The sequence below is a fragment of the Pseudomonas defluvii genome, assembly GCF_001695625.1.
GTDB lineage: Bacteria > Pseudomonadota > Gammaproteobacteria > Pseudomonadales > Pseudomonadaceae > Aquipseudomonas > Aquipseudomonas defluvii.
The window spans coordinates 25,891-48,764 of the sequence record NZ_MBPN01000028.1; the positions used below are offsets into that span (position 1 = coordinate 25,891).

General features: G+C 59.9%; 20 protein-coding genes. 7 read left to right on the top strand and 13 right to left on the bottom strand.

Annotation, left to right across the window (positions count from 1 at the left end; translation table 11 throughout):
• Positions 1-79: 79 nt before the first annotated feature.
• Complete coding sequence (gene aroQ / locus EKA13_RS10325) at positions 80-535, top strand: type II 3-dehydroquinate dehydratase (protein ID WP_065759290.1); 456 nt, start codon at positions 80-82, stop codon at positions 533-535.
• Positions 532-1,386, top strand: coding sequence for a shikimate dehydrogenase (locus EKA13_RS10330; RefSeq protein WP_065759291.1), 855 nt, complete (start codon positions 532-534; stop codon positions 1,384-1,386). Before aroQ ends, EKA13_RS10330 begins: the two co-directional genes overlap by 4 nt.
• A 37-nt stretch (positions 1,387-1,423) precedes the next feature.
• Here EKA13_RS10330 and EKA13_RS10335 read toward each other — a convergent pair whose 3' ends face one another.
• A complete protein-coding gene (locus tag EKA13_RS10335; protein ID WP_065759292.1) occupies positions 1,424-2,092 on the bottom strand; it encodes a TetR/AcrR family transcriptional regulator in 669 nt (222 codons plus the stop codon).
• Between the two features lie 76 nt (positions 2,093-2,168).
• Positions 2,169-4,076: a 3-dehydroshikimate dehydratase QuiC gene (quiC, locus tag EKA13_RS10340; protein ID WP_065759293.1), complete on the bottom strand. Its 1,908-nt coding sequence runs from the start codon at positions 4,074-4,076 to the stop codon at positions 2,169-2,171.
• A gap of 302 nt (positions 4,077-4,378) precedes the next feature.
• On the opposite strand from quiC, the gene EKA13_RS10345 reads away from it, so the two are divergent.
• Positions 4,379-5,719, top strand: coding sequence for an MFS transporter (locus EKA13_RS10345; RefSeq protein ID WP_065759294.1), 1,341 nt, complete (start codon positions 4,379-4,381; stop codon positions 5,717-5,719).
• A gap of 6 nt (positions 5,720-5,725) precedes the next feature.
• Here the strand turns inward: EKA13_RS10345 and EKA13_RS10350 are convergent, their stop codons facing one another.
• The 4 genes from EKA13_RS10350 to EKA13_RS10365 all read right to left on the bottom strand — a co-directional run bounded on the left by EKA13_RS10350 (position 5,726) and on the right by EKA13_RS10365 (position 9,404).
• A complete protein-coding gene (locus EKA13_RS10350; protein ID WP_065759295.1) occupies positions 5,726-6,604 on the bottom strand; it encodes a DMT family transporter in 879 nt (292 codons plus the stop codon).
• Between the two features lie 16 nt (positions 6,605-6,620).
• Positions 6,621-7,436 (bottom strand): sugar phosphate isomerase/epimerase family protein, encoded by an 816-nt coding sequence (locus EKA13_RS10355; RefSeq protein ID WP_065759296.1) that lies wholly within the window; start codon positions 7,434-7,436, stop codon positions 6,621-6,623.
• Between the two features lie 17 nt (positions 7,437-7,453).
• Complete coding sequence (locus EKA13_RS10360; RefSeq protein ID WP_065759297.1) at positions 7,454-8,503, bottom strand: Gfo/Idh/MocA family protein; 1,050 nt, start codon at positions 8,501-8,503, stop codon at positions 7,454-7,456.
• 124 nt (positions 8,504-8,627) lie between these two features.
• On the bottom strand, positions 8,628-9,404 hold the full coding sequence (locus EKA13_RS10365; protein ID WP_065759298.1) for an IclR family transcriptional regulator: 777 nt from the start codon (positions 9,402-9,404) through the stop codon (positions 8,628-8,630).
• 175 nt (positions 9,405-9,579) lie between these two features.
• On the opposite strand from EKA13_RS10365, the gene EKA13_RS10370 reads away from it, so the two are divergent.
• Positions 9,580-11,298 carry an FAD-dependent oxidoreductase gene (locus tag EKA13_RS10370; RefSeq protein ID WP_065759299.1) on the top strand — a complete coding sequence of 573 codons (1,719 nt, stop codon included), beginning with the start codon at positions 9,580-9,582 and terminating at the stop codon, positions 11,296-11,298.
• 67 nt (positions 11,299-11,365) lie between these two features.
• Here EKA13_RS10370 and pcaG read toward each other — a convergent pair whose 3' ends face one another.
• On the bottom strand, positions 11,366-11,971 hold the full coding sequence (gene pcaG, locus EKA13_RS10375) for a protocatechuate 3,4-dioxygenase subunit alpha (RefSeq protein WP_065759300.1): 606 nt from the start codon (positions 11,969-11,971) through the stop codon (positions 11,366-11,368).
• Positions 11,972-11,982: 11 nt separating this feature from the next.
• Positions 11,983-12,702 (bottom strand): protocatechuate 3,4-dioxygenase subunit beta, encoded by a 720-nt coding sequence (gene pcaH, locus EKA13_RS10380; protein ID WP_065759301.1) that lies wholly within the window; start codon positions 12,700-12,702, stop codon positions 11,983-11,985.
• 425 nt (positions 12,703-13,127) lie between these two features.
• Between pcaH and EKA13_RS10385 the strand changes: the two genes are divergently transcribed.
• The gene (locus tag EKA13_RS10385; RefSeq protein WP_065759302.1) at positions 13,128-15,047 is read left to right on the top strand and encodes a methyl-accepting chemotaxis protein; all 1,920 of its coding nucleotides are present in this window, start codon (positions 13,128-13,130) and stop codon (positions 15,045-15,047) included.
• A gap of 64 nt (positions 15,048-15,111) precedes the next feature.
• Here EKA13_RS10385 and ggt read toward each other — a convergent pair whose 3' ends face one another.
• The 3 genes from ggt to mdaB form a co-directional block, all read right to left on the bottom strand.
• Positions 15,112-16,779 (bottom strand): gamma-glutamyltransferase, encoded by a 1,668-nt coding sequence (gene ggt / locus EKA13_RS10390; protein ID WP_065759303.1) that lies wholly within the window; start codon positions 16,777-16,779, stop codon positions 15,112-15,114.
• Positions 16,780-16,896: 117 nt separating this feature from the next.
• Positions 16,897-17,793 (bottom strand): LysR family transcriptional regulator, encoded by an 897-nt coding sequence (locus EKA13_RS10395; protein ID WP_065759314.1) that lies wholly within the window; start codon positions 17,791-17,793, stop codon positions 16,897-16,899.
• A gap of 67 nt (positions 17,794-17,860) precedes the next feature.
• Positions 17,861-18,451, bottom strand: coding sequence for an NADPH:quinone oxidoreductase MdaB (mdaB, locus tag EKA13_RS10400; RefSeq protein ID WP_065759304.1), 591 nt, complete (start codon positions 18,449-18,451; stop codon positions 17,861-17,863).
• Positions 18,452-18,734: 283 nt separating this feature from the next.
• Between mdaB and EKA13_RS10405 the strand changes: the two genes are divergently transcribed.
• Positions 18,735-19,079, top strand: a complete 345-nt coding sequence (locus tag EKA13_RS10405; RefSeq protein ID WP_065759305.1) for a cupin domain-containing protein — start codon at positions 18,735-18,737, stop codon at positions 19,077-19,079.
• A gap of 60 nt (positions 19,080-19,139) precedes the next feature.
• On the opposite strand, the gene mmsB is transcribed toward EKA13_RS10405, so the two are convergent.
• A complete protein-coding gene (gene mmsB / locus EKA13_RS10410; protein WP_065759306.1) occupies positions 19,140-20,027 on the bottom strand; it encodes a 3-hydroxyisobutyrate dehydrogenase in 888 nt (295 codons plus the stop codon).
• Positions 20,028-20,037: 10 nt separating this feature from the next.
• Entirely contained in the window at positions 20,038-21,564 is a 1,527-nt protein-coding gene (locus EKA13_RS10415; protein WP_065759307.1) for a CoA-acylating methylmalonate-semialdehyde dehydrogenase, read from the bottom strand.
• Between the two features lie 136 nt (positions 21,565-21,700).
• On the opposite strand from EKA13_RS10415, the gene EKA13_RS10420 reads away from it, so the two are divergent.
• The gene (locus tag EKA13_RS10420; protein ID WP_065759308.1) at positions 21,701-22,648 is read left to right on the top strand and encodes a LysR family transcriptional regulator; all 948 of its coding nucleotides are present in this window, start codon (positions 21,701-21,703) and stop codon (positions 22,646-22,648) included.
• The last annotated feature ends 226 nt before the right edge of the window (positions 22,649-22,874 follow it).

Here is a 22,874-nt window from a genome sequence, read left to right on the forward strand (position 1 = left end):
CAATTGACCAAATTAACCAGTTAGTACAATTTGCTCGAGACAGCGTTTCCTCACTCAAGAACAACAACGGAGCCCACCGATGAGTCGTACCGTCCTGGTCCTCAATGGTCCCAACCTCAACCTGTTAGGCACCCGAGAGCCGGCTACCTATGGCCGCGAAACCCTGGCTGATGTGTCCGCCCTGTGCAGCCGCAGTGCCGCCCAACTGGGGCTGGAAGTCGATTTTCGCCAAACCAACCATGAAGGCGAACTACTCGACTGGATTCACCAGGCCCGTGGTCGATATGCGGCCATCGTGATCAATCCGGCAGCCTGGACCCACACGTCAGTCGCCATCCGCGACGCCTTGGTAGCCGTGGAGCTTCCGGTTATCGAAGTACACATTTCCAACGTGCATGCCCGTGAGTCGTTCCGCCATCACAGCTATGTCTCGTCCATTGCTGTTGCCGTGCTCTGCGGTTTCGGCATCAACGGCTACCGCTTGGCCCTGGAACATCTCGCTCAATGGCTGTCGACTCAGGAGCAATCGGCATGAACCGTAAACCCAGCGTTCTCGCCGGCCTGATCGGCGCCGGCATCCAGGCTTCACGCACCCCTGCACTGCATGAGCATGAAGGGGCGGCACAAGGTCTTAACTACCTCTATCGCCTGATCGACCTTGACGTCTTGAAGCTCGACAGCAGTGCCCTTGAAGAACTGCTGACAGCCGCCGAGCACATGGGCTTCACCGGGCTGAACATCACCTTCCCGTGCAAACAGGCCATCTTGCCGCTGCTCGACGAACTGTCGCCAGAGGCACGGGGCATTGGCGCGGTCAACACCGTGCTGCTCAAGGACGGTAAACGCATCGGCCACAACACCGACTGCCTGGGCTTTGCCGAAGGGTTTCGCCGTGGCCTCACAGGTGTACAGCGTCGGCTGGTGGTGCAGATGGGTGCTGGCGGCGCTGGCGCCGCAGTGGCTCATGCCTTGCTGGGCGAAGGCGTTGCGCAACTGGTCATCTTCGATGTCGAGGCCGCTCGAGCCCAGGCGCTGGTGGATAACCTCAACCAGCATTTCCCCGGAGCTCCCGCTCGTGTTGGGCATGACCTGGAAGCGGCAATGGCAGAGGCCGACGGCCTGGTCAACACCACGCCGATGGGCATGGCCAAACTACCCGGCATGCCGGTGCCCAAAGCGCTGCTGCGCAGCAACCTGTGGGTAGCTGAAATCGTGTATTTCCCACTGGAGACCGATTTACTTCGCGAAGCTCGAGCGCTGGGCTGCCAGACACTGAACGGCGGAACGATGGCCGTGTTTCAGGCGGTCAAGGCGTTTGAGCTGTTCAGCGGCGTACCGGCCGATGCCCAGCGGATGATCGAGCACTTCAGCAGTTTTCAGAACTGATCCGTGTAGCCGCTGCCAACCGGCAGCGGCACCTGGCTCATGCCTGCAGGTAGCGCAGCACCGACTCGCAAATCATTTCGCGGTGGCGCGCCTTCACTGCGCTGTCCTCGAAATCGACCTGGAAAATCTCACCGAACGTATGTCGGTTCGAGACCCGATAGAAACAGAACGAACTGATCAGCAAATGCACGTCCAGGGCTTCCAGGCCTTGGCGGAAAAGCCCTTCAGCAGCACCGCGGCGCAGAATCTCATCCAGCGCCATCAGCACCGTCTTGTTCATCGAGCTGATGGCCGATGAGCGTTTGACGTAGTCACCGTGGTGCATGTTTTCGTTACAGACGATTCGCACAAAGTCGACATTGCGGTCGTGGTGATCGAAGGTGAACTCGACCAACCGACGAATGCCCTGACGCGGCTCCAGCTCTGCCAGGTGCAAACTGCTTTCCGTGCTGCGAATGTCGCCGTAGAGCTTTTCCAGCACTTCGATGTACAACTGCTCCTTGCTGCTGAAGTAGTAGTAGATCATGCGCTTCGAGGTATGCGTGCGCTCGGCAATCGCATCGACCCTGGCCCCTGCGAGCCCCTGCTGGACAAACTCGCAGATTGCCGCCTGAAGAATGCTCTCCCGCGTCTTTTCAGGGTTGTTCTTGCGGCTTCTGCGCACCGCCTCGGTAGGGGCGGCGCAAAGTGCTGGGGTTGTCGTCATACGGGACTCATGGCCATCTGTGAACATCGTGATTATGAGGCCCGCATGCCTGAGAAGGAAGTCGAAGCCTGTTCCCCTAAAGTTTAACTTGTGCCTGGCTGCCGCTGCGTGCCTTGGCCATCGCCGCCAAACGCACCGCTACGTTGGCCGCACCGTAGCCACTGTATCCGTTGCGTCGTTGCAGCACTTCGAAGAAGAAACGCTCTTCAAATGGCTGGGTGTACACGTGAAACAGTTCACCGCCCTGGGCATCACGGTCGTACAGCACGTTGTAATAGGCCAGTTCACTGAGGAACTCGTCATCGAAGTCGAAGCGTGCGGCCAGATCGTCGTAATAGTTGAGCGGGATGTCGAGCAGGGCAACACCGGCTTCCTTGGCCTGCTTCACTGCGGCAAAGATGTCATCACAATCGAACGCAATGTGATGCACGCCCGAACCACGGTAATGCGACAGGGCATGGGAGATCGCGGTATTACGGTTCTCCGAGATGTTCAAGGGCAAGCGGATCGAAGTGCAACGGCTGCGCAGCGCACGGCTCTTGACCAGGCCGTAAGGGTCGGGCAGCACGACCTCGTCATCGGCACTGAAGTCCAGCAGGCTCTTGTAAAACAGCGCCCAACTGTCCAGGCCATCGGCCGGCAACGCCAGCGCCATGTGATCGATACGGGTCAGGCCCAGGGACGTGGCAGGTTGCTGCACCAGGCTGAAATCAGTGTCGTAGATAGTCCGCCCTTCGGCATCCTGGTCGACCAGATAGATCAGGCTGCCATCGGGCGCACGCACCGCCGCCAACTCGCGCTCGTTGGGGCCTACCAGGCCGCGGTAAGGCTGCCCGTGATACGCCACCGCCCGTGCCAGCGCTTGCGTGCTGTCTTTTACTCGAATGGCCGTAGCGCAGAGCGAAGGCCCATGGCTCTCGAAAAAGTTGTGCGCAAAGGAGTAAGGCTCGGCATTGAGGATCAGGTTGATATCGCCCTGACGCAGCAGGCTGACATTCTTCGAACGGTGTTCACCGGCCTTGGTAAACCCAAGGCGCTCCAGCCAATGCGAGAGTTTGGCGCCCAGTGCGTCATCCACCGCGAACTCAAGAAACTCGATGCCGTCGTAGGCACTGGCCGCTGGCGGCGTGAACAGCAGGTTGTCATCCGGCAACGGGCCAGACTGCTCAAGCAACAGCCGCGTCTTCTCTTCCAGGTACAACAGCGAACGCAAGCCATCGGCCGCATTGGCCCGTGGCGGCGCAGCCCGGAAGCCATCGTTGAAGATCTCCAGCGACAGCGGACCGCGATACCCTGTCGAAAGAATCGGAGCAAGAAACCCCGGCAAATCAAATTCACCTTGCCCAGGGAAGCAGCGGAAATGACGGCTCCACTCCAGCACATCCATGGCCAGGATTGGCGCGTCGGCCATCTGCACGAAGAAAATCTTCTCGCCCGGCACCTGCGCAATACCCCGTGGGTCGCCCTTGAGCGACAGGGTATGGAAACTGTCGAGAATCATCCCCAGGCTGGCATGATCGGCCTCCCTGACGATATCCCAGACTTGCTCCCAGGTATTGACGTGGCGGCCCCAGGCCAGCGCCTCATAGCCGATACGCAGGCCACGAGCCCCCGCACGTTCGGCCAGCAGCCGCAGGTCATCGACCAGTATCTGCCGCTCGCCCAACGAGTCACTGGCAACGTTACTGCAGACCAGCACCAGGTCGGTGCCCAGTTCCTGCATCAGGTCGAACTTGCGCTCGGCCCTGTCCAGGTTGCGCGCCAGGCGATCGCGGCGGCACCCTTCAAAGTCCCGAAACGGCTGAAACAGCGTGATCGCGAGCCCCAAATCAGCGCATCGCTGACGAATCTCGCGAGGGCTGCCGGCGTAATAGAGCAGGTCATTTTCGAATATTTCGACGCCATCGAAACCGGCGGCGGCAATCGCTTCAAGTTTTTCCGGCAGGGTACCGCTCAAGGATACGGTGGCAATCGAACGCTGCATTTTCTGGCTCCGATAGGCAGGCATGGCGCAATGAACGAATTATTGGCAACCCACTTTAGCAGCTCAACACAAAAGGTACGAACTGGTTAGTTTTGTGTTCGATTATCGAACAAATTAGCATTCGACGAATTGACCCATTTTCGGGCAGTAGCGCACCATTTCGTCACGGGGCAGTCGTGCTCAAAAAGCCAAAAGCTTCTCGACCACTGCCAATCAATCGACCGCCGCGTACTTCGGCGACCGCCGCGCGTCACCCAATACCCTGGCTTGACCATAAACATAAAAAATACGGGTAACCCACAATGATCCACACACAAAGCTCCCGTTCGGCCCAGCCTCTGGGCAACACCCCGCATGCTGGTATCGGTGACAAGATTCGTGGCGCCATGGCCGTGGGCAAGACCCGCTGGTACATGCTCGCCCTCGTGTTCTTCGCCACCACACTGAACTACATCGACCGCGCCGCACTCGGTGTCATGCAGCCCATCCTGGCCAAGGAAATGAGCTGGACAGCGATGGACTACGCCAACATCAACTTCTGGTTCCAGGTGGGCTACGCCATCGGTTTCGTCCTGCAAGGACGGCTGATTGACCGGGTCGGCGTCAAGCGTGTGTTCTTCTGCGCCGTACTCCTCTGGAGTATCGCGACAGGCGCACATGGCCTGGCGACCTCTGCTGTCGGCTTCATGGTCTGCCGGTTCATCCTCGGCCTGACCGAGGCGGCCAACTACCCGGCCTGCGTCAAGACCACACGCCTGTGGTTCCCGGCTGGCGAACGCGCCGTTGCTACCGGCATCTTCAATGCCGGCACCAACGTGGGGGCAATGCTCACGCCGATGCTACTGCCACTGATCCTGAGCGTCTGGGGTTGGCAGGCTGCATTTATCGCGATGGCCATGCTCGGGCTGGTCTGGGTGACATTCTGGGCGCTGAAGTACTTCAACCCGGAAAACCACCCGACAGTCAGCCAGGCCGAACTGGCCTACATCCAGAATGCTACCGAGCCTGAACAAGCCCGCGTGCCGTTCTCTCGTATCCTGCGCATGCGTGGCACCTGGGCCTTTGCCCTGGCCTACTCTCTGACCGCGCCAGTGTTCTGGTTCTATCTGTACTGGCTGCCACCGTTTCTCAATCAGCAGTACAGCCTGGGCATCAACGTGACCCAAATGGGTATCCCGTTGATCGTGATTTACCTGAGTGCCGACTTCGGCAGTGTCGGTGGCGGCATCCTGTCTTCGTTCCTGATTGGTCGCGGCATGGCCCCCATCAAGGCGCGGTTGCTCTCGATGCTGCTGTTCGCCGGCACCATCGTCAGCGTGATCTTCGCCGCGGGCGCCAGCAGCCTGTGGGTCGCGGTACTGGCCATCTCCCTGGCCATCGCCGCACACCAGGCCTGGACGGCCAACATCTGGAGCCTGGTGATGGACTACACACCGAAGCACATGATGAGCACGGTGTTCGGCTTCGGCGGCATGTGTGCAGCCATCGGCGGCATGTTCATGACGCAGTTGGTGGGCTACGTTCTGACCGTCACCCAAAACAACTACACCGTACTGTTCACCATGATCCCCGCCATGTACTTCTGCGCCCTGCTGTGGATGTACTTCATGGCGCCACGCAAGATCCCTACCGTCACTGACTAAGGGCATCTAGGGTTTGCGCTGCAACCACGCAGCGCACAGCCCGCTCAGGCATATCAGTGCAATCCCCACCAGCCCGGCCTTGTCCGGGCTGTGTCCGAACAGAACAAACCCCAATACGCCCGCAAACACCACCTGGCAGTAGCTGAACGGAGCCAGCATGGCCGGTGCTGCATGCCTGAACGCCTGGGTCAGGAACAGGTGCGCAATCATTCCGAACGCGCCAAGCACCACGGCCAGCGCAGCATGCTCCCAGGTTGGCGTGTGCCAGAAGAAAGGCACCAACGCACTCATCACCAACGTGTTCACGACACCGGTAAAGAAGTTACTGGCGCTAGGGCTGTCGACTTCACTGAGCTTGCGCGTCAGCAATTGATAGAAGCAAAAACCCAGCGCCGAACAGAACGGTAACAACACCGCAGGCGTAAACAGATTGCCTCCCGGATGAACGATCACCAACACCCCGACAAAACTGACCAGAACGGCCAGCCATTGCCCTCGGGAAACCTGCTCCCCCAGCAACGGCACAGACAGCGCCGTCACCAGCAAAGGCGCCAGGAAGTTCACCGCAGTCGCTTCGGCCAGCGGGATGAACTGCAGTGCCGTGGTGAACAGCAGGCTGGTCGCCAGCAGACACAGCGCCCGTAGTGCCTGCAGCGCCGGTCGACGCGTGCGCAACAGGCGCAGCCCCGACTGCGGCAGGAAAATGGCCATCATCAACAGGGTATGAACCAGGTAGCGAGCCCACACGACCCATAGAATCGGGTAAAACCCTGAGAGGTACTTCGACAAAGCATCGTGACTGGCAAACAGAAACGTCGCCACCACAACCAAAACAATGCCTTTCAACGGCCGAGTGACATCACCTAATGCAGCGGGACGGGTCATCAACAATGCTCGCAGGTCAACGGAGGCTCAACACCTGAAGGGTCTTTTCCAGCGCCAGCGTTGCACGCTCTAGAGCACTGACGCCCTGCTCAAGCAACTGCCGTGTAGGAATTTCCAGGCTCAGCGGCAGGTCACTGGGCAAGCAGCGCAACAACCCTTGCAGATCGCAATCGCCATCGCCCGGAAAGCGCCGCTCGTTACGCGCCTGACGCAGGATTTCAGCCATATCGTCAGGGCGCGGCCCCGCCACGTCACACAACTGGGCATAGCGCATGCGTGAACGCGGCAGTTGTCGCAGCGCTTCCAGTGACGACCCCGAGCGATCGAAGTGGAAGGCGTCAATCAGCACGCAACCATTATCGCGCCCAGCGTTCTCGACAATGCGCCGCGCCTGGGTAAGGTTCTTCGCATCAGTCCATGGCATGAATTCCAGATGGGGGTGCAGGCCATAGCGAGCGGCAAGGTCACACAGGGCGGCGAAGTTATCGGTCTGGCGCTGCTCATCGGGATCGTTACCGGCCACCAGCAGCTCCGTGGCGCCAAACTCGGCGCCAACGCTCAGCAAGGCTTCAAAATCCCCGACACGGGTATCGGGTTTGAGCCGCAGGATTTCCACATCCAGCACCTTGATACCGCTGTCACGCAGGCGTGCAGCGGTCTGACGACGCAGCTCGGCGTCACGCACCAAGGGAAAATGGTGCTCTTCTGGCGTGGCGGGCTCCAGGCGCAAGCCAACATGGCTGTAACCGGCCCGTGCGGCCACTTCAACCATCTGCACCGGGGACAACTCCAGCACCGTCAAGGCCGCCAGCGACATAACGCGTTGATTCATGATGACTCCTTCAGGGATTAAAGACAGGCAGGGGCGCAGGCGCGACCAGTACGCGCAGCCTCGCGAATGGCTTCGATCAGTGCCAGCGTACGCCCAGCATCAGCCGCACTGACCAGCGGCTGAACCTGGCCACGGGCGACCTGGATAAAGTGCAGCAGTTGCAGGCGCAGGGCCTCATCGGCAGTGAACGGCTCCTGTACCTGCAGCAGTGGTTGATGCCAACCCTCCCCGGCTTCGGCGTAGTGCCAGCGCTTGAGCTGAGGAATGCTCAGGGCACCCGCGGTACCTGCCAACAGGTAGCAGGGTTGATCGGCCTGACGCGAGTAGACCGGGTTCTCGCCACTGTCGAGCTCCCAGCTCCAGGGCGCGGCCACGGCATCAGAGCCGGTCAGGCTGCCCAGCGCGCCGTTATCGAACTGGAGCAACACCGCCGCGCAGTCCTCATTGCCAAAGCCGCGTACCGCGTTGCTGGTGATCGCCTGCACCTGGCGAACCTCGCCACACAAGTAACGCAACAGGTCGAGGTCGTGGATCAAGTTGGTCAGCAACATCCCCGCGCCAGCCTCGCGCCGCCACGGGATATCGAAGTAGCTGTCTGGCTTGCGCAACTGCCAGAGCGCAGTGACGGTGGTCAAACGCCCTAAAACGCCACGCGATATCACTTCATGGGCGCGGGCAATCAAGGGATTGTGTCGACGGTGGTGCCCAACCAGAACCGGCACCCCGGTAGCCTTCGAGGCCGCGACCAGTTCGCGCACTTCCCCTACCTGCACCCCTACCGGTTTCTCCAGTAACACAGGCACCCCTGCCGCCAGGCAGTCGAGTGCCGTACTCACATGCAGCGCGTTCGGGTTGGCGACGATGACGGCCTCAGGCCGGGCGAAAGCAAGCATCTGCCGGTAATCGGCGTAGTGCGCCACACCGCACTCGGCAGCAAACTCAGCCGCACTTTCATTCGGGTCGGCCACCGCGCACAGCTGTGCCTGGTCGAGTGTTCGTAAGTGCTGATAGTGCTGACGGCCCATGACCCCTGCCCCGATCAAGGCAATTCGCAATGGCTGATTCAAGCCCGAGCTCCTCGTGGTGAGTTGTTGTTATTCGCATTTTATTTAGAACTCAGTTCCACTTTTCTTGCAAGCAAAAAAAATGGCAGCCCTGAGGGCTGCCATTCGCTATGGCGCTGCAGAAACGCTAGAGGAACAACTCCGAAGCGGGGCAGGCTGCCGACAACTCTGCCGTCGCAGCCAGCAATGCAGGGGCCAGTTCATGCATACGCGCCTCACTCATACGGGCACTGGGCCCGGCGACGCTGAGCACCCCGACCACATGCCCGTCCAGCGGGTGACGCACCACTGCCGCCAGTGCCGAGGTGCCTACCGCAGAGCTCTCAACGACCCAGGCATAACCATGCTCACGGGCAATGCGCAGACGCTCGAGCAAATCGGCATTGGAAGCCGGGGCATTGGGGCCAAAGTCCTCCCGCTGGGCAATCCCTTGGCGCTCCACCAGCAGCAAGGCCTGCGCATCACTCAGGCTGGCCAGCCAGGCATGCCCGGAAGCGGTGTAAAACAATGGCGCATCCCGGCCCATATCGGGGTCATAACGCAACCCCGAGCGAGCCCCCTGAGCTTTGGCGATCCAGGTTTGGCGCTCGCCGTCGATCACTCCAAGACGCACCAGCTCACCCGTTTGCTGGGCCAATTGATCAAGGACGGGTTGAACCACATCGGCGCCAGCGCTGGAGAGGTAACGAAAACCCAAAGCGACCAGCTTGGTACTCAGCAGATAACGACTGTTTTCCGGGTTTTGCCGCACATACCCGAGGCGTATCAGCTCGGCCAACATGCGATGGGTAGCACTCTTGGGGATGTCCAGTTGCTCAGCCAGCGTTTGCATTGGCAGGCCGCGCGGGGCGCTGGTGAGGCTTTCGAGAAGGCTTAACGCACGTTCAATCTGACTGCCGGCCATGGTCACGGTCCCTAAAAATTTTGCCGATTCTAAAGAGCGTCGGCGAAAGCGCAAACCACTGTTCGATCTTCGCCCATTTTGCCCGCTTTGCACTTGGCGATATCGGACAGCAACCATAGAATATGGAATTGAGTTCCAAAAACAAAACTATTCGACCCTGAACGTGAGATCTCAAATGCCTGCCGACACCTCTTTGCACACCACGGTGGACTGCGATGTCCTGGTCATCGGTTCCGGCGCTGCCGGTTTATCCACCGCCGTGACAGCCGCCTGGCACGGTAAAAAGGTCATCGTGGTCGAGAAAGACCCGGTGTTCGGCGGCGCCACTGCCTGGTCCGGTGGCTGGATGTGGGTGCCCTGCAATCCACTGGCACAACGCGCCGGTATCATTGAAGACCGTTCACTGCCCCGTACCTACCTTGAGCACGAACTGGGCGAGCGCTTCGATCCCGTAATGATCGATGCGTTTCTGGAGGCCGCGCCTCACATGGTCTCGTTCTTCGAACGCCATACTGCCCTGCAGTTTTCCGATGGCAACGCTATCGCCGATATTCATGGCGACACACCCGGTGCCGGAACGGGCGGACGTTCGGTTATCGCCGCCCCCTACAATGCTCGCGAAGTCGGCAAGTTGCTCAAACGCCTGCGCAAGACCATGCGCGAAACCTCGTTCATGGGCATGCCGATCATGGCCGGCAAAGACCTCGCGGCCTTCCTGACCCTGACCCGTTCCTGGCGCTCGCTGCTCCACGTGACCAAGCGCTTCAGCCGGCACCTGCTCGACCTGGCGCTCAACGGTCGGGCCATGCACCTGGTCAATGGTGTTGCACTGGTGGCCAGGCTGGCCAAGTCTGCCGAAGACCTCGGCGTACTGCTCTGGGAGTCGGCCCCGGCCAGCGAACTGATTCACGAAAACAACCGGGTGGCTGGCGCCGTCGTGCAAACACGCAACGGCCCCGTTAAGATCCGCGCGCGTCATGCGGTAGTGCTGGCGGCAGGCGGCTTCCCCAACGATATCGAACGTCGCAAGGCGTTGTTCCCGCGTACGCCCACCGGCAACGAACACCTGGCCTTGCCGCCACTGAGCGCCAACGGCGACGGCCTGCGCCTGGGCGAAAGCGTCGGCGGCCGGATGGCTGACGACCTGCTCAGCCCGGTCGCCTGGGCACCGGTCTCCAGGGTGCCATACATGGACGGCACGTTCGGTCACTTCCCGCACATCATCGAACGTGGCAAGCCAGGCATTATCGGTGTACTGGCGAACGGCAAGCGCTTCGTCAACGAAGCCGGCGGTTACTATGACTATGTCACTGCCATGGTCGCTGCGGCGCCGGGTGAAGAGGTGGCCTCCTGGCTGATCTGCAGCCATGCCTTCCAGCGCCGTTATGGCCTGGGGATTTCCCGCCCGTTCCCACTGCCGGTCGAACCCTTCGTACGCTCCGGCTACCTGAAGAAAGGCGACACCCTTGAAGCGCTGGCCCAGGCTTGCGGTATCGAACCCCAGGGTTTGAGTACGACCGTCGAGCAATACAACCGCCATGCGCGCAACGGCGAAGACCCGTTGTTCGGCCGTGGCTCTACACCCTACAACCGTAAACAAGGGGATGCGTTGCATGGCCCCAATCCTTGCGTCGCGCCGATCGAGAAAGGCCCCTTCTATGCAGTTAAAGTCGAACCGGGCTGCTTCGGCACCTTCGCTGGCCTCAAGACCAACGAGCACGCCCAGGTGCTTGATGAGCAACGCCAGCCCATTGCCGGGTTGTATGCGGTAGGTACCGACATGGCCAGCATCATGGGCGGCCACTACCCGGCAGGCGGCATAAACCTGGGACCGGCCGCGACCTTTGGTTACATCGCTGGACGCCACATTGCCGGCGCAACAGCCTACGAGTAACTCCACTACAAACAGCAGCCCATAAAAAAGCCCGCCAATTGGCGGGCTTCTTTATGGCGCTACAGGCTTAAAAGTCGAAGAACACCGTTTCGCCTTCACCCTGAATACGAATGTCGAAGCGGTAGGCCAGTTTACCGTCCACTTCACAACGCTTGGCAACCAGGGTCTCGCGACGCTGCGGCTGCTCTATCAGGTTGAGTACCGGGCACTTGGCGTTGGCCTCGGCTTCATCATCGAAGTACAAGCGGGTCTGCAGGTGGATATTGATACCACGGGCAAACAGGCTCACGTTGATGTGCGGTGCCATTGGCACACCGGCGGCATTCAGCGCAACACCCGGCTTGATGGTGTGCAGGTTCCACTCGCCCGCATCAAAGGTCGTGGCTGTGCGACCGAAGCTGTTGAATGGCTTTTCCAGGTTGAAATCTGGCTGATAGTGACCCTCATGGTCAGCCTGCCAGAACTCCAGGAACGAGTCGCGCACCAGATGGCCGTTGCCATCGTATACATGGCCAAACACCAGGATCTGTTGGCCCGGGGCATCGGCACGCGCCATACGGTTCCAGATTTCCTGAGGGCGAGTCGGGTTACCGGCGGCTTCCAGTGCCAGGCCGATATGAACGTAAGGACCGGCGGTCTGCGAAGGGGTTTCCGGCAGCAGTTGAGTAGGCATGGCGGGGCTCCTTAGCAGTTTTCAAAGTGCGTCTTGCGCTGGCCGCGCAGCACGATGTCGAAACGATAGGCCAGGCAATCCATCGGGTTCGCGTTGGTCATGTCCAGGCGTGCGATCAGGCTCTGTACCGCTTCAGGATTGGCGATCGACTTGACGATCGGGCACATCGGAATCAGCGGATCACCTTCAAAGTACAACTGGGTAATCAACCGGGTAGCGATCGACGGGCCGCTGATAGAGAAGTGGATATGCGCCGGACGCCAGTCGTTCGGCCCGTTACGCCATGGGTAAGGACCGGGCTTGATCGTGCGGAAACTGTAGTAGCCATCACGGTCGGTCAAGGCTCGACCAACACCGCCGAAGTTAGGGTCCAGAGGCGCCAGGTAACGGTCGTTCTTGTGCCGATAACGGCCACCGGCGTTGGCCTGCCACATCTCCACCAGGGTATGCGGGATCGGCTTGCCGTACTGGTCACACACTCGACCGGAAACGATGATGCGCTCACCAACCGGCAGGCCGCCGTTGTTGAAGTTCAGCAACAGGTCATGGTCATGCTGACCAAACTGCAGGTGAGAGAAGTCTGGACCGGTGCTTTCGCTGATCGACTGAGGAATGCTCACCAGTGCCTGACGCGGCGACCGGGCAACAGAGGTCTTGTAGTCGGGGGTCAGGGCTTTCGGGTGCCAATTGCGATCACGGATAGCGAAGCGACTGTCGTCTGTGGCGGACATGCCGTTCTCCTTGTTATTGGATGTGGAAAAGCCCGGGAGGAGCAGGCGAGCACCCAGTGTCGGCCAAGACGGCTTCGACGGGAACTGAAAAGAACCATGGGAAACATAACCAATTGGTTATGTATAGCGCAGCGCGCTCACGTCGCCTAACCCAAGAATTTTCATAGGCTATGGCGAAAAGGGATACGCACGGCTCCACCGGCCAAGCGCTGGCAGGCTTGATTCAGGAGACGTTGAAGAAGCCCTGAACGGCGCAGAAACATGCGCCAAACACTTTGTTGATCAATTTCGTAGGAATTGCTGAAAAAGCGTTTCAGCTACCCGAACTGCCGCCGATAAAGCCAGCGTATGGATCGCCTGGCACCAAGAAAAACAACCTTCCAGCGATCGGGATCAAGACCGTAAAACGTTCCTGGAGGGATGGTATGAACAGCTGGTTTGCCAATATCAGCGTCAATGTGAAACTCGGCCTGGGCTTCGGCCTGGTGCTGTTACTGACAGGCCTTCTGGCGCTGACAGGCTGGACCAGCCTTGGTGGCCTGATCGACCGTAGCAACTGGATGAGCGACATCACTCAGCTCAACAGCGACCTGACGAACATGCGCATTGCGCGCCTGCAATACATGTTGACCAACGGCGATGACACCAGCGCCGCCAATGTTCAAGCCAAACTCGACACGTTCAGCGCGCAACAGCAGAAACTGCTGAACAGCTTCAAGAGCCCCGAGAACATCAAACTGCTGCAGCAGCAGGCCAAGACCATCAGCGCGTATCAGGTATCACTGAACAAGATGCGCAACGGCTATAGAACCACCCTGGCCGCCCGAGATGCGATGGGTGTAGCCGCCGCCAGCGCCATCGAGTTGATCGAGTCGATCAACCGCGATGTCCTGGCCTTGCCAGAGAGCGACCCTCGTCGTCTTGAGCAATTCCAGGCCATTACACGGGTCAAGGAACAACTGATGATGGTGCGCCTGGAAGTGCGCAGCTACATTGCCGACCTCAGTACTTCGACCGAGCAGGCAGCGCTGCGACAACTGGATGCAGCCCTGGCTGAAGTGCGCCAACTGAACGATCACCTGCCACGCGAAACCACCCGCGCGAAGCAGTTCGAAAGCGCCGTCCTCGCCTACCGTGACGCCGTACTCACCTTCAAGAGCGCCATTGCCGAGATCGCCGTAGCTCGCCAGGAAATGACCGTACAAGGCGCCGATATCGTCAAATACAGCGATCAGCTCTATAAGATCCAACTGGATCGTCGTGATGACGAAAGCGCCCAGGCGCGTGCACTGCAACTCATCAGCACCCTGCTGGCACTGCTGTTCGGCGTTATGGCCGCGGTTATCATTACCCGCCAGATTACCCGCCCGCTGCAAGACACCCTCAAGGTGGTCGAGAAAATCGCTGCAGGCGACCTGACCCATGAGCTACGCGTGACCCGCCGAGACGAGTTGGGCGTTTTGCAGCAAGGCATACAGCGCATGGGCAGCACCCTGCGTGACTTGATCACAGGCATCCGTGACGGCGTCACCCAGATCGCCAGCGCAGCGGAAGAACTCTCGGCGGTCACCGAGGAAACCAATGCCGGAGTCAACAGCCAGAAGGTCGAAACCGATCAGGTGGCAACCGCCATGCATGAAATGGCGACGACAGTGCAGGAGGTGGCGCGCAACGCCGAGTTGGCCTCAGAAGCGGCAACCGATGCTGACGGTCAGGCCCGTGCGGGTGATGAGGTCGTCGCCCAGGCCATTGCCCAAATCGAACGTCTGGCCGAAGAAGTGAAGCGCTCGACCGACGCCATGGGGCACCTGCAACAGGAAAGCCAGAAGATCGGCAGCGTCATGGACGTAATCAAGTCGGTCGCCGAGCAGACCAACCTGCTCGCCCTGAATGCCGCCATCGAAGCGGCCCGCGCAGGCGAAGCCGGTCGTGGTTTTGCCGTGGTCGCTGACGAGGTTCGCGGCCTGGCCCAGCGCACGCAGAAATCCACCGAAGAGATCGAAGAACTGGTAGCAGGCCTGCAAAGCGGTACCCAACAGGTCGCCAATGTCATGCTGAACAGCCGTAACCTGACCGACAGCAGCGTTGAACTGACGCGTAAAGCCGGTGCATCACTGGAGAACATCACCCGCGTGGTGTCGAACATCCAGTCGATGAATCAGCAGATCGCCGCAGCCGCCGAGCAGCAGAGCGCCGTAGCCGAGGAAATAAGCCGCAGCATCCTCAATGTACGCGATGTCTCGGAGCAGACTTCCGCAGCCAGTGAAGAAACCGCGGCGTCCAGCGTCGAGCTGGCGCGGCTGGGTAACCAGTTGCAGATGATGGTCAGCCACTTCCGCGTCTGACCTGAAAAACACCGCTGGCACTGCCGACACCAGTAGGCGTCGACAGTGCCAGCGATAAGGCCGGTTACTTCACCACGTGACCCACACCCCGGCCACGTGGATCGGAAGCGGTTTCCAGCGCCGTGCCATTGACCCGGATCGCCTGGATATCCCCCATCTCCCAGCCCTGATCTTCCAGGGTATACCCCATCTTCTTCAGATCATCGGCCACCTTGCCATTCAACGGCGCATAAGCGTCGTAATAGATAGTGTCCTTAGGCAGCAACTGATGATGCACACGCTGCGCAGCAACGGCCTTCTCCAGCGGCAGGTTGTAGTCATAGAGGTTGTTCAGCACCTGGAAGATCGAGGTGAAAATCCGCGAACCACCCGGCGTGCCCAGAACCAGGGTGACCTGGCCGTCGCGGGTTACCAGCGTTGGGCTCATTGACGAAAGCATGCGCTTACCCGGCTCGATGGCGTTGGCGTCGCCGCCGACCACACCGAAGGCGTTGGCCACGCCAGGCTTGGAACTGAAGTCATCCATCTCGTCATTGAGCAGGAAGCCCGCGCCCTTGACGACCACGCCACTGCCATAGTCCCAGTTCAAGGTGTAGGTGTTGCTGACGGCGTTACCCTGCTTGTCGACGATGGAGAAGTGCGTGGTCTGATGCGGTTCCAGGCCCGGGCGGACTTTCTCCGTCTCAGAGATGGCCGTCGGATTGACCTCCTTGGCACGCTTGACCAGGTAGTCCTTGGCAACCAGTTGCTCTACTGGCACCTTGCTGAAGGCAGGGTCGCCGAGGTAGTCGGCACGGTCGGCAAACACCCGCTTCTCGATTTCGGCCAGCAGGTGGATATAACGAGCCGAGTTCAACTCAACGCCCTTGAAGTCGGCAGCGCGGTTTTCCTTGATGCCCAGCAGTTGCGCCAGCGCGATACCACCGGAGCTTGGCAACGGCGCGGTGTAGACCGTGTTGCCGCGCCAGTCGATACGCATCGGCTCACGCCAGACAGCCTTGTAATCCTTCAGGTCATCCTTGCTGATCAAGCCCTTGTCGGCCTGCATCTGAGCCACCAGCAGGTCGGCGGTCTTGCCCTGATAGAACTCACTGACGCCATTGCTGGCAATACGCTCCAGGGTTTGCGCCAACTCGGGTTGCTTGAAGGTTTCGCCGACCTTCATGCTGCCGAAATAGTCATTGAAGTTGGTGCTGTCCTTGAACAGACCCAGGGCGTCCTCACGGTACTGGTACTGTTTGGAGGCCACTTTAAAGCCATTCCTGGCGTAACCGACTGCTGGGGTCAGCAGCTCGGCCCAAGGCAGCTTGCCGAATTTCTGATGCGCCTCCCATAACCCCATCACCGTACCCGGTACACCAGCGGCACGTGCACCGACCAGGCTGAGGTTCTCGATGACCTCGCCTTTATCGTCCAGGTACATGGTGCGGTTCGCCGCTTTCGGGGCGATCTCGCGGTAGTCGAGGAAATAGGGCTTGCCGTCCATGTACAGGGTCATGAAACCACCACCGCCGATATTGCCAGCCTCGGGGTAAGTCACCGCCAGCGTGAATGCAGTAGCCACGGCAGCATCCACCGCGTTACCGCCTTTTTTCAGGACTTCGGCGGCGACCTGTGCACCATATTGATCGGGCGCGGCGACCGCACCACCGTCCAGGGTCACGGCGTAGGCCGAAGAACTGGCGATAATCGCGGCACTGAGGGTCAGGAGTCGGAACATCACAACGCGCATGAAAGCTTCCTTAGTGTTGTTTTCGTTGAACACCCATTAAGGCTGATGTCGAACGACATATCAAACACCGAAGCGAAAACAGCCGCGTTTAGACAGCCTCTGTCGCCGCCAGAAATCTCAGCAGGCGTAGACCGCCAGTTTCTGCTGAATGAAATCGAGAAAGCACTGAATGCGCAGGGCGAGTTGCGTATTGCGGTAGTACACCGCATGGATCGGCTGGCGATAGCCGCTGTTGGCATCGGCAAGGATCACCTGCAGGCGTCCGGCACGCACGTCCTCGTGGCTCATGAAGTGCGACAGACACGCGATGCCTGCCCCGGCCAAGGCCAATTGGCGCAAGGTTTCGCCGCTGGATGCCGACAGGCTCGGACGAATGGGTAGACGATCGCCTTCAGCATGGCGCAAAGGCCAGTGGTTGAGCGTCTCGGTCTGGCTGAAGCCCAACAGCGAGTGCCCGGCCAGGTCTTCAACCTGCCGTGGCGTGCCATGCCGCGCCAGGTACTCGGGGCTGGCCAGGATCTGCAGCGGGCTGCAGCCCAGCGAACGGGCATGCAGGCTGGAGTCTGACAGCTCGCCAATGCGGATCGCCACATCGGTACCCTGCTCCAGCAAGTCAATGATCAGGTCGTCCGTGTTCAACTCCAGTTGGATGTCCGGATAGCGCTCACGGAACTCCTCCACCCACGGGACGATGGCGTGCAGCATGAACGGCGCCGCCGCGTTGATCCGCAACCGCCCGGACGGCGTCTGACGGTGCAACGACAAACGCTCTTCAAGCTCATCCATCTGCGCAAGAATCGCCTTGGCCCGCTCGAAGAAAAACCGGCCCTCCTCGGTCAGGTCCATGCGCCGGGTGGTGCGATTGATCAGCGTGGTACACAGCTTGGCTTCAAGGCGTGACAAGGTTCGACTGATCGCCGATGGGGTCTGCCCGACCTGCTCGGCCGCAGCGGAAATCGAGCCGCACTCGATCACCGAGACGAACACCTGTAACTCATCGGACCTGGCTTTCACGCGAACACCTTGTGCAGCAACCAAACGCTGATTGATAGCGGCTTGCACGGGCTTGTGCAAGCACCCATCAAGCCGGGATCTGGAATACTCGGGCCAGATGCTGCTCATACGCAGTGACGGCAGCAGCAACGTTAGGGCGCTTCATCACATCCACCGCCAGGTAAGTCGGCAGCCCCGTCATGCCGAGGAACTGATTAGCCTTGTGAAACGGGAAGTACACGGCGTCCACACCCTTGCCTTCAAAGAAATCGTCAGGGTCATCGAACGCCTGCTGCGGCGCATTCCAAGTGGCCGAAATCATGTAGTGCTTGCCGTGAACAAGGCCGCCACTGCCGTACTTCTGCGACGCGTCGGAACGGGTTCGACCGTCGCTGGCATAGAGGCTGCCGTGACCGGCGGTGAAGACCTCATCAAGGTACTGCTTGACGGTCCAGGGCGCGCCCATCCACCAGCCGGGCATTTGATAGATGATCACGTCCGCCCAGAGAAACTTCTGCACCTCTTCAGCATTGTCATAACCACCGTCGATGTAGGTGGATTTGATGTCAAAGCCGGCACGATCCAGAAACGCCAGCGCTGCCTCATGCAGGGTTTCATTCAAGCGGCCATCGGAGTGGGCGAATTTCTTGCCGCCATTGAGCAACAGGACTTTTTTCATCGGGGCCTCATCGGGTGCCCGGTCGACGCCATTGGGATGGCGAACCGGATGGAATTGAATGCCGGGCAGGTTAACGACGAACAAAGCCCGGAAAAACCACCTCGACGGCAAAACGCTTTTGACTGGAGCGCACGAATTGAACGCGAATTATTGCAGTCGCGTATCTATTGCAGGGCTCATGACTTGTGCGCTTCTGGACAGCTTGATGTCGAGTCCAGACAACCGGGGGGCTGAGCCGCCCGCTAGGCTGCGGGTTCACTTCCTCAGCCTGCCTGGAGCCCTCATGTCGAAATCGATCGTCGTTCTGCGCGACACCCACCCGTTACCGGTACTTGATGCCTGCAAATGGGAGAAACTCGCCGGAGACCCGCACACCGTCAACCTCAACGCCTATACCAGCGAGGATGGCAGCAAGATCATGGGTACCTGGATCTGCACGCCTGGCAAATGGCGGGTCAATTACGAGAAGTGGGAATACTGCCACTTTCAGGAAGGCTACTGCGTGATCACGCCTGATGGCCAAGAGCCGATCCACCTGCGGGCAGGAGACATCTTCATCGTCGAACCGGGAATGCGCGGCACCTGGGAAGTGGTGGAGACCGTACGCAAGTACTTCGTCTTTGCGTAAGCAAAGCCGACAGGCCAGCTCCTGCATAGGAGCCGGCCTGCCCGTGATCAACGCAGCTTGCTATTCAGGCTTGCGGTAACCTTCGACGATCGCGGAGAAGTCCTTGCCGCCATCACCGCGCAAACTCATCGCTTGATACAACTGCTGCGCCACCGCGCCGAGAATCACCGGCTGGTGAGCCTGGCGTGCCGCCTCAGTCGCCAACCCCAGGTCCTTGAGCATCAGCTCGGCGCCAAAACCGCCGGTATAGCCGCGCGAAGCCGGTGCCGTCTCGATGATGCCCGGCCACGGATTATAGGTATCCGAGCTCCAGCAACGCCCAGTGGAGCTATTGATAATCCCCGCCAGAACCTTGGTGTCGATACCCAGGGCATTGCCCAGCGCCATGGCTTCAGACACCCCCACCATCGAGATACCCAGCAGCAGGTTGTTACAGATCTTGGCGATCTGCCCGGTGCCGACATCGCCACAATGAACGATGTTGCGGCCCATCTGCGCCAGTACCGGCTGCAAGGTGGCAAACAGTTCAGCGCTCGCGCCCACCATGAAGGTCAACGTGCCCGCCTGGGCGCCGCCCGTGCCACCGGAAACCGGCGCATCGGCCAGCGCGACACCCTGCTTGGCGGCGGCGGCCGCAACATCACGGGCCGTCTGCGGGTCGATGGTGCTGCAATCCACTACCGGGGTACCGGCACGCACTCCCGCCAGCACGCCATCTTCACTCAGGTACACGCTGCGCACATGGGCGGCGGCTGGCAGCATGGTAATCACCAGCTCGCTGCCTTCTGCTGCTTCCCGTGGCGAAGCACTGACCTGGCTACCCAACTCGGCAAGCTCGGCCAGGATGGTCTTGTTCAGGTCAAACACATTCAGTTGATGCCCGGCCTTGATCAGGTTGCGCGCCATCGGCGCGCCCATGTTGCCCAAGCCGATAAATGCAATACGCATGACGATCTCCTTAGCGCAGGCTGATGGTGGTGTTCACACCGTCGTTGACGCTGTCGTCATCGAACCAACGGGCAGTGACGGTCTTGGTCTGAGTGTAGAACTGCACCACTTGCTTGCCGTAAGGGCCCAGGTCACCGAGCTTGGAACCGCGCGAACCGGTGAAGCTGAAGAACGGAACCGGGACCGGGATTGGGATGTTGATACCAACCTGACCAACATCGATTTCACTCTGGAACTTGCGTGCCGCTGCGCCACTTTGGGTAAACAGGCCAGTGCCGTTGCCAAAGGGGTTGCGGTTGACCAGGGCGATGGCCTCATCAAGGGTGTCGACCTCCAGCACCACCAGCACCGGGCCAAAGATTTCCTGGGTGTAGATCTGCATGTCGGTGGTCACGCCGGAGAACAGGGTCGGGCCAATGAAGTTGCCCTCCTCGTAGCCAGGAACCTTGACGTCGCGACCGTCCAGTTCCAACTTCGCGCCCTCGCGGATACCGCTCTCGATCAAGCCCAGTACGCGCTCCTTGGCACGCTTGGAAATCAGCGGGCCGACATCAGTGCCCGGCTCACTGCCGGCATTGACCTTGAGCTTGGACGCCAGCTCTTTGAGTTCGGGTAGCCATTCACGCGCCTTGCCCACCAGCACGGCAACCGAGGTGGCCATGCAGCGCTGACCGGCCGCACCAAAACCGGCACCCACCAGTGCATTGAGGGTTTGCGTACGGTTGGCATCCGGCAGCACGACGGCATGGTTCTTAGCGCCCATCATCGACTGCACGCGTTTGCCGTGTTGGCCCGCCAGGTTGTAGACGTGGGTACCGACCTCGGTCGAACCGACGAACGAAATGGCCTTGATGTCCTGATGAGTACACAGGGCATCAACCACCTGCTTGCCGCCATGCACAACGTTCAGTACGCCAGCCGGCACACCGGCTTCGATGGCCAGCTCCACCAGCATCATGGTCGACAGCGGGTCCTGCTCGGACGGCTTGAGGACAAAGGTATTACCGCACACGATGGCCATCGGGAACATCCACAGCGGGATCATCGCCGGGAAGTTGAACGGGGTAATGCCGGCACAGACACCGATCGGCTGGCGCAGGGTGTAGGTATCAACACCACCGGCAACGTTCTCGGCAAACTCGCCCATCTGCAAGGTGCCGATGGAGCATGCGTGCTCGACCACTTCCAGGCCGCGGAAGATATCGCCTTCAGCATCAGCGATGGTCTTGCCCTGCTCAGCACTGAGGGTCAGCGCGATGCGCTTGGAATGCTCGCGAATCAGTGCCTGCAGCTTGAGCATGATGCGCATCCGCGCACCAATCGGCGTATCACGCCAGGTCTTGAACGCACGTTGAGCCGCCGCAATGGCCGCATCGACTTCATCGGCAGTGGCAAAGGGTACCCGTGCCAGCACCTGCTGGGTGGCAGGGTTTACCACGTCACGCCATTCTGTGGTTTTCGACTCGACCCACTGGCCGTCGATCAGCAGGCGAACCTGGTCGACCTTGGTCTGGTTGGGCGTAAGGGATGCGTTCATGGGGCTTCTCCTGAATTTGTTGTTAGGGAGAGATCGCCTTCGGCGCGTCAAGCGCGACGGGCACTTGGTCAAGGGGCTGATTTGGAGTATAGATGTGCAAACTTCTAATAAGAACGCACATAAAATCCGGTCCAACATGCAAAAAAACATCACCTCCCTCGGTTCATTGAACTGGGATGACCTGAAGTTCTTCCTCGAAGTGGCCCGTACCCGCAAGGCCAGCAGCGCAGCCAAGCGGCTGGGCGTGGACTACACCACCGTGTCGCGGCGAATCGCCTCATTGGAGGTGGCGCTGGGCACATTACTGTTCGAGAAATCACGTACCAGTGGTTTCGTGCTCACCGCAGAAGGCCAGCGCCTGCTCAGCTATGCCGAGTCCATTGAGAGTACCCTGCACATGGCCTGCGAGCAGGTCTCAGGCTCCGGCGTCGCCCTCTCCGGGCATGTACGCATGGGCTGCACCGAAGGCTTCGGCAGCTTTTTCGTGACCCCGCAGTTGAGCCACTTCCTCGACCACTACCCGGCCATTTCAGTGGACATCCTGCCGCTGCCACACTTCATCAGCCTGTCCAAACGCGAGGCCGATATTGTCATTGCCCTGGAACGCCCGGAACACGGACCGTATGTGTGCTGCAAACTGTGCGATTACCGACTGCGCCTGTATGCCACCCAGGAATACCTGGACAACCATGCACCGATTCAACGGGTCAGTGATCTGGCCGATCATTCGTTTATCAGCTACGTCGATGACCTGGCCTTCAGTTCCGAGCTGCTGTACCTGGCCAACCTGTTGCCCGCAGCCAGCGCCAACCTGCGCAGCACCAGCGTGATCGCTCAGTACGTGGCCGCTCAACAGGGCCGCGGGCTGGCTATCTTGCCGTGTTTCCTGGCCGCACAGGATCCGCGCCTGGTACCGATCCTGCCGCAGGAAATAGAGATTACCCGGCAGTTCTGGATGTACTGCCGGGAGGACCTGCGCAAGCTCAAGCGGATCAACCTGTTGTGGGATTACATCCGTTCGGTCACTGAGCTCAATGGCCCGTTGTTGCTGGGCGAAAGCCGGGAACTGCGGTTTAACGACTGAACGTCGGAGGAAGAAAGGAAGACACATCGTAACGAGGCCAGCAGGCGTTTGGCAACGGTTTGTGACAGGGGTTGGTACAGAGTTTGTGACAGTCGAAAGGGTTCTTACAGTGGCATACACACGCACGATAAGGACCCCATATGGGCATCAGAATGGTCACCTACGCGAGGGCGTACCGGGGGAAAGCTGCACGTTATTAAACAATGAGGTGGTCGTTCAGATTTTT

Bases quoted from the DNA above. Each gene is read 5' to 3' on its own strand.
- EKA13_RS10420 (WP_065759308.1), top strand. From the start codon at position 21,701: ATGCAAAAAAACATCACCTCCCTCGGTTCATTGAACTGGGATGACCTG.
- aroQ (WP_065759290.1), top strand. From the start codon at position 80: ATGAGTCGTACCGTCCTGGTCCTCAATGGTCCCAACCTCAACCTGTTA.
- pcaG (WP_065759300.1), bottom strand. From the start codon at position 11,971: ATGCCTACTCAACTGCTGCCGGAAACCCCTTCGCAGACCGCCGGTCCT.
- EKA13_RS10350 (WP_065759295.1), bottom strand. From the start codon at position 6,604: ATGACCCGTCCCGCTGCATTAGGTGATGTCACTCGGCCGTTGAAAGGC.
- EKA13_RS10370 (WP_065759299.1), top strand. From the start codon at position 9,580: ATGCCTGCCGACACCTCTTTGCACACCACGGTGGACTGCGATGTCCTG.
- EKA13_RS10355 (WP_065759296.1), bottom strand. From the start codon at position 7,436: ATGAATCAACGCGTTATGTCGCTGGCGGCCTTGACGGTGCTGGAGTTG.
- pcaH (WP_065759301.1), bottom strand. From the start codon at position 12,702: ATGTCCGCCACAGACGACAGTCGCTTCGCTATCCGTGATCGCAATTGG.
- mmsB (WP_065759306.1), bottom strand. From the start codon at position 20,027: ATGCGTATTGCATTTATCGGCTTGGGCAACATGGGCGCGCCGATGGCG.
- EKA13_RS10365 (WP_065759298.1), bottom strand. From the start codon at position 9,404: ATGGCCGGCAGTCAGATTGAACGTGCGTTAAGCCTTCTCGAAAGCCTC.
- EKA13_RS10415 (WP_065759307.1), bottom strand. From the start codon at position 21,564: ATGAACGCATCCCTTACGCCCAACCAGACCAAGGTCGACCAGGTTCGC.
- mdaB (WP_065759304.1), bottom strand. From the start codon at position 18,451: ATGAAAAAAGTCCTGTTGCTCAATGGCGGCAAGAAATTCGCCCACTCC.
- quiC (WP_065759293.1), bottom strand. From the start codon at position 4,076: ATGCAGCGTTCGATTGCCACCGTATCCTTGAGCGGTACCCTGCCGGAA.
- ggt (WP_065759303.1), bottom strand. From the start codon at position 16,779: ATGCGCGTTGTGATGTTCCGACTCCTGACCCTCAGTGCCGCGATTATC.
- EKA13_RS10405 (WP_065759305.1), top strand. From the start codon at position 18,735: ATGTCGAAATCGATCGTCGTTCTGCGCGACACCCACCCGTTACCGGTA.
- EKA13_RS10385 (WP_065759302.1), top strand. From the start codon at position 13,128: ATGAACAGCTGGTTTGCCAATATCAGCGTCAATGTGAAACTCGGCCTG.
- EKA13_RS10330 (WP_065759291.1), top strand. From the start codon at position 532: ATGAACCGTAAACCCAGCGTTCTCGCCGGCCTGATCGGCGCCGGCATC.
- EKA13_RS10345 (WP_065759294.1), top strand. From the start codon at position 4,379: ATGATCCACACACAAAGCTCCCGTTCGGCCCAGCCTCTGGGCAACACC.
- EKA13_RS10335 (WP_065759292.1), bottom strand. From the start codon at position 2,092: ATGACGACAACCCCAGCACTTTGCGCCGCCCCTACCGAGGCGGTGCGC.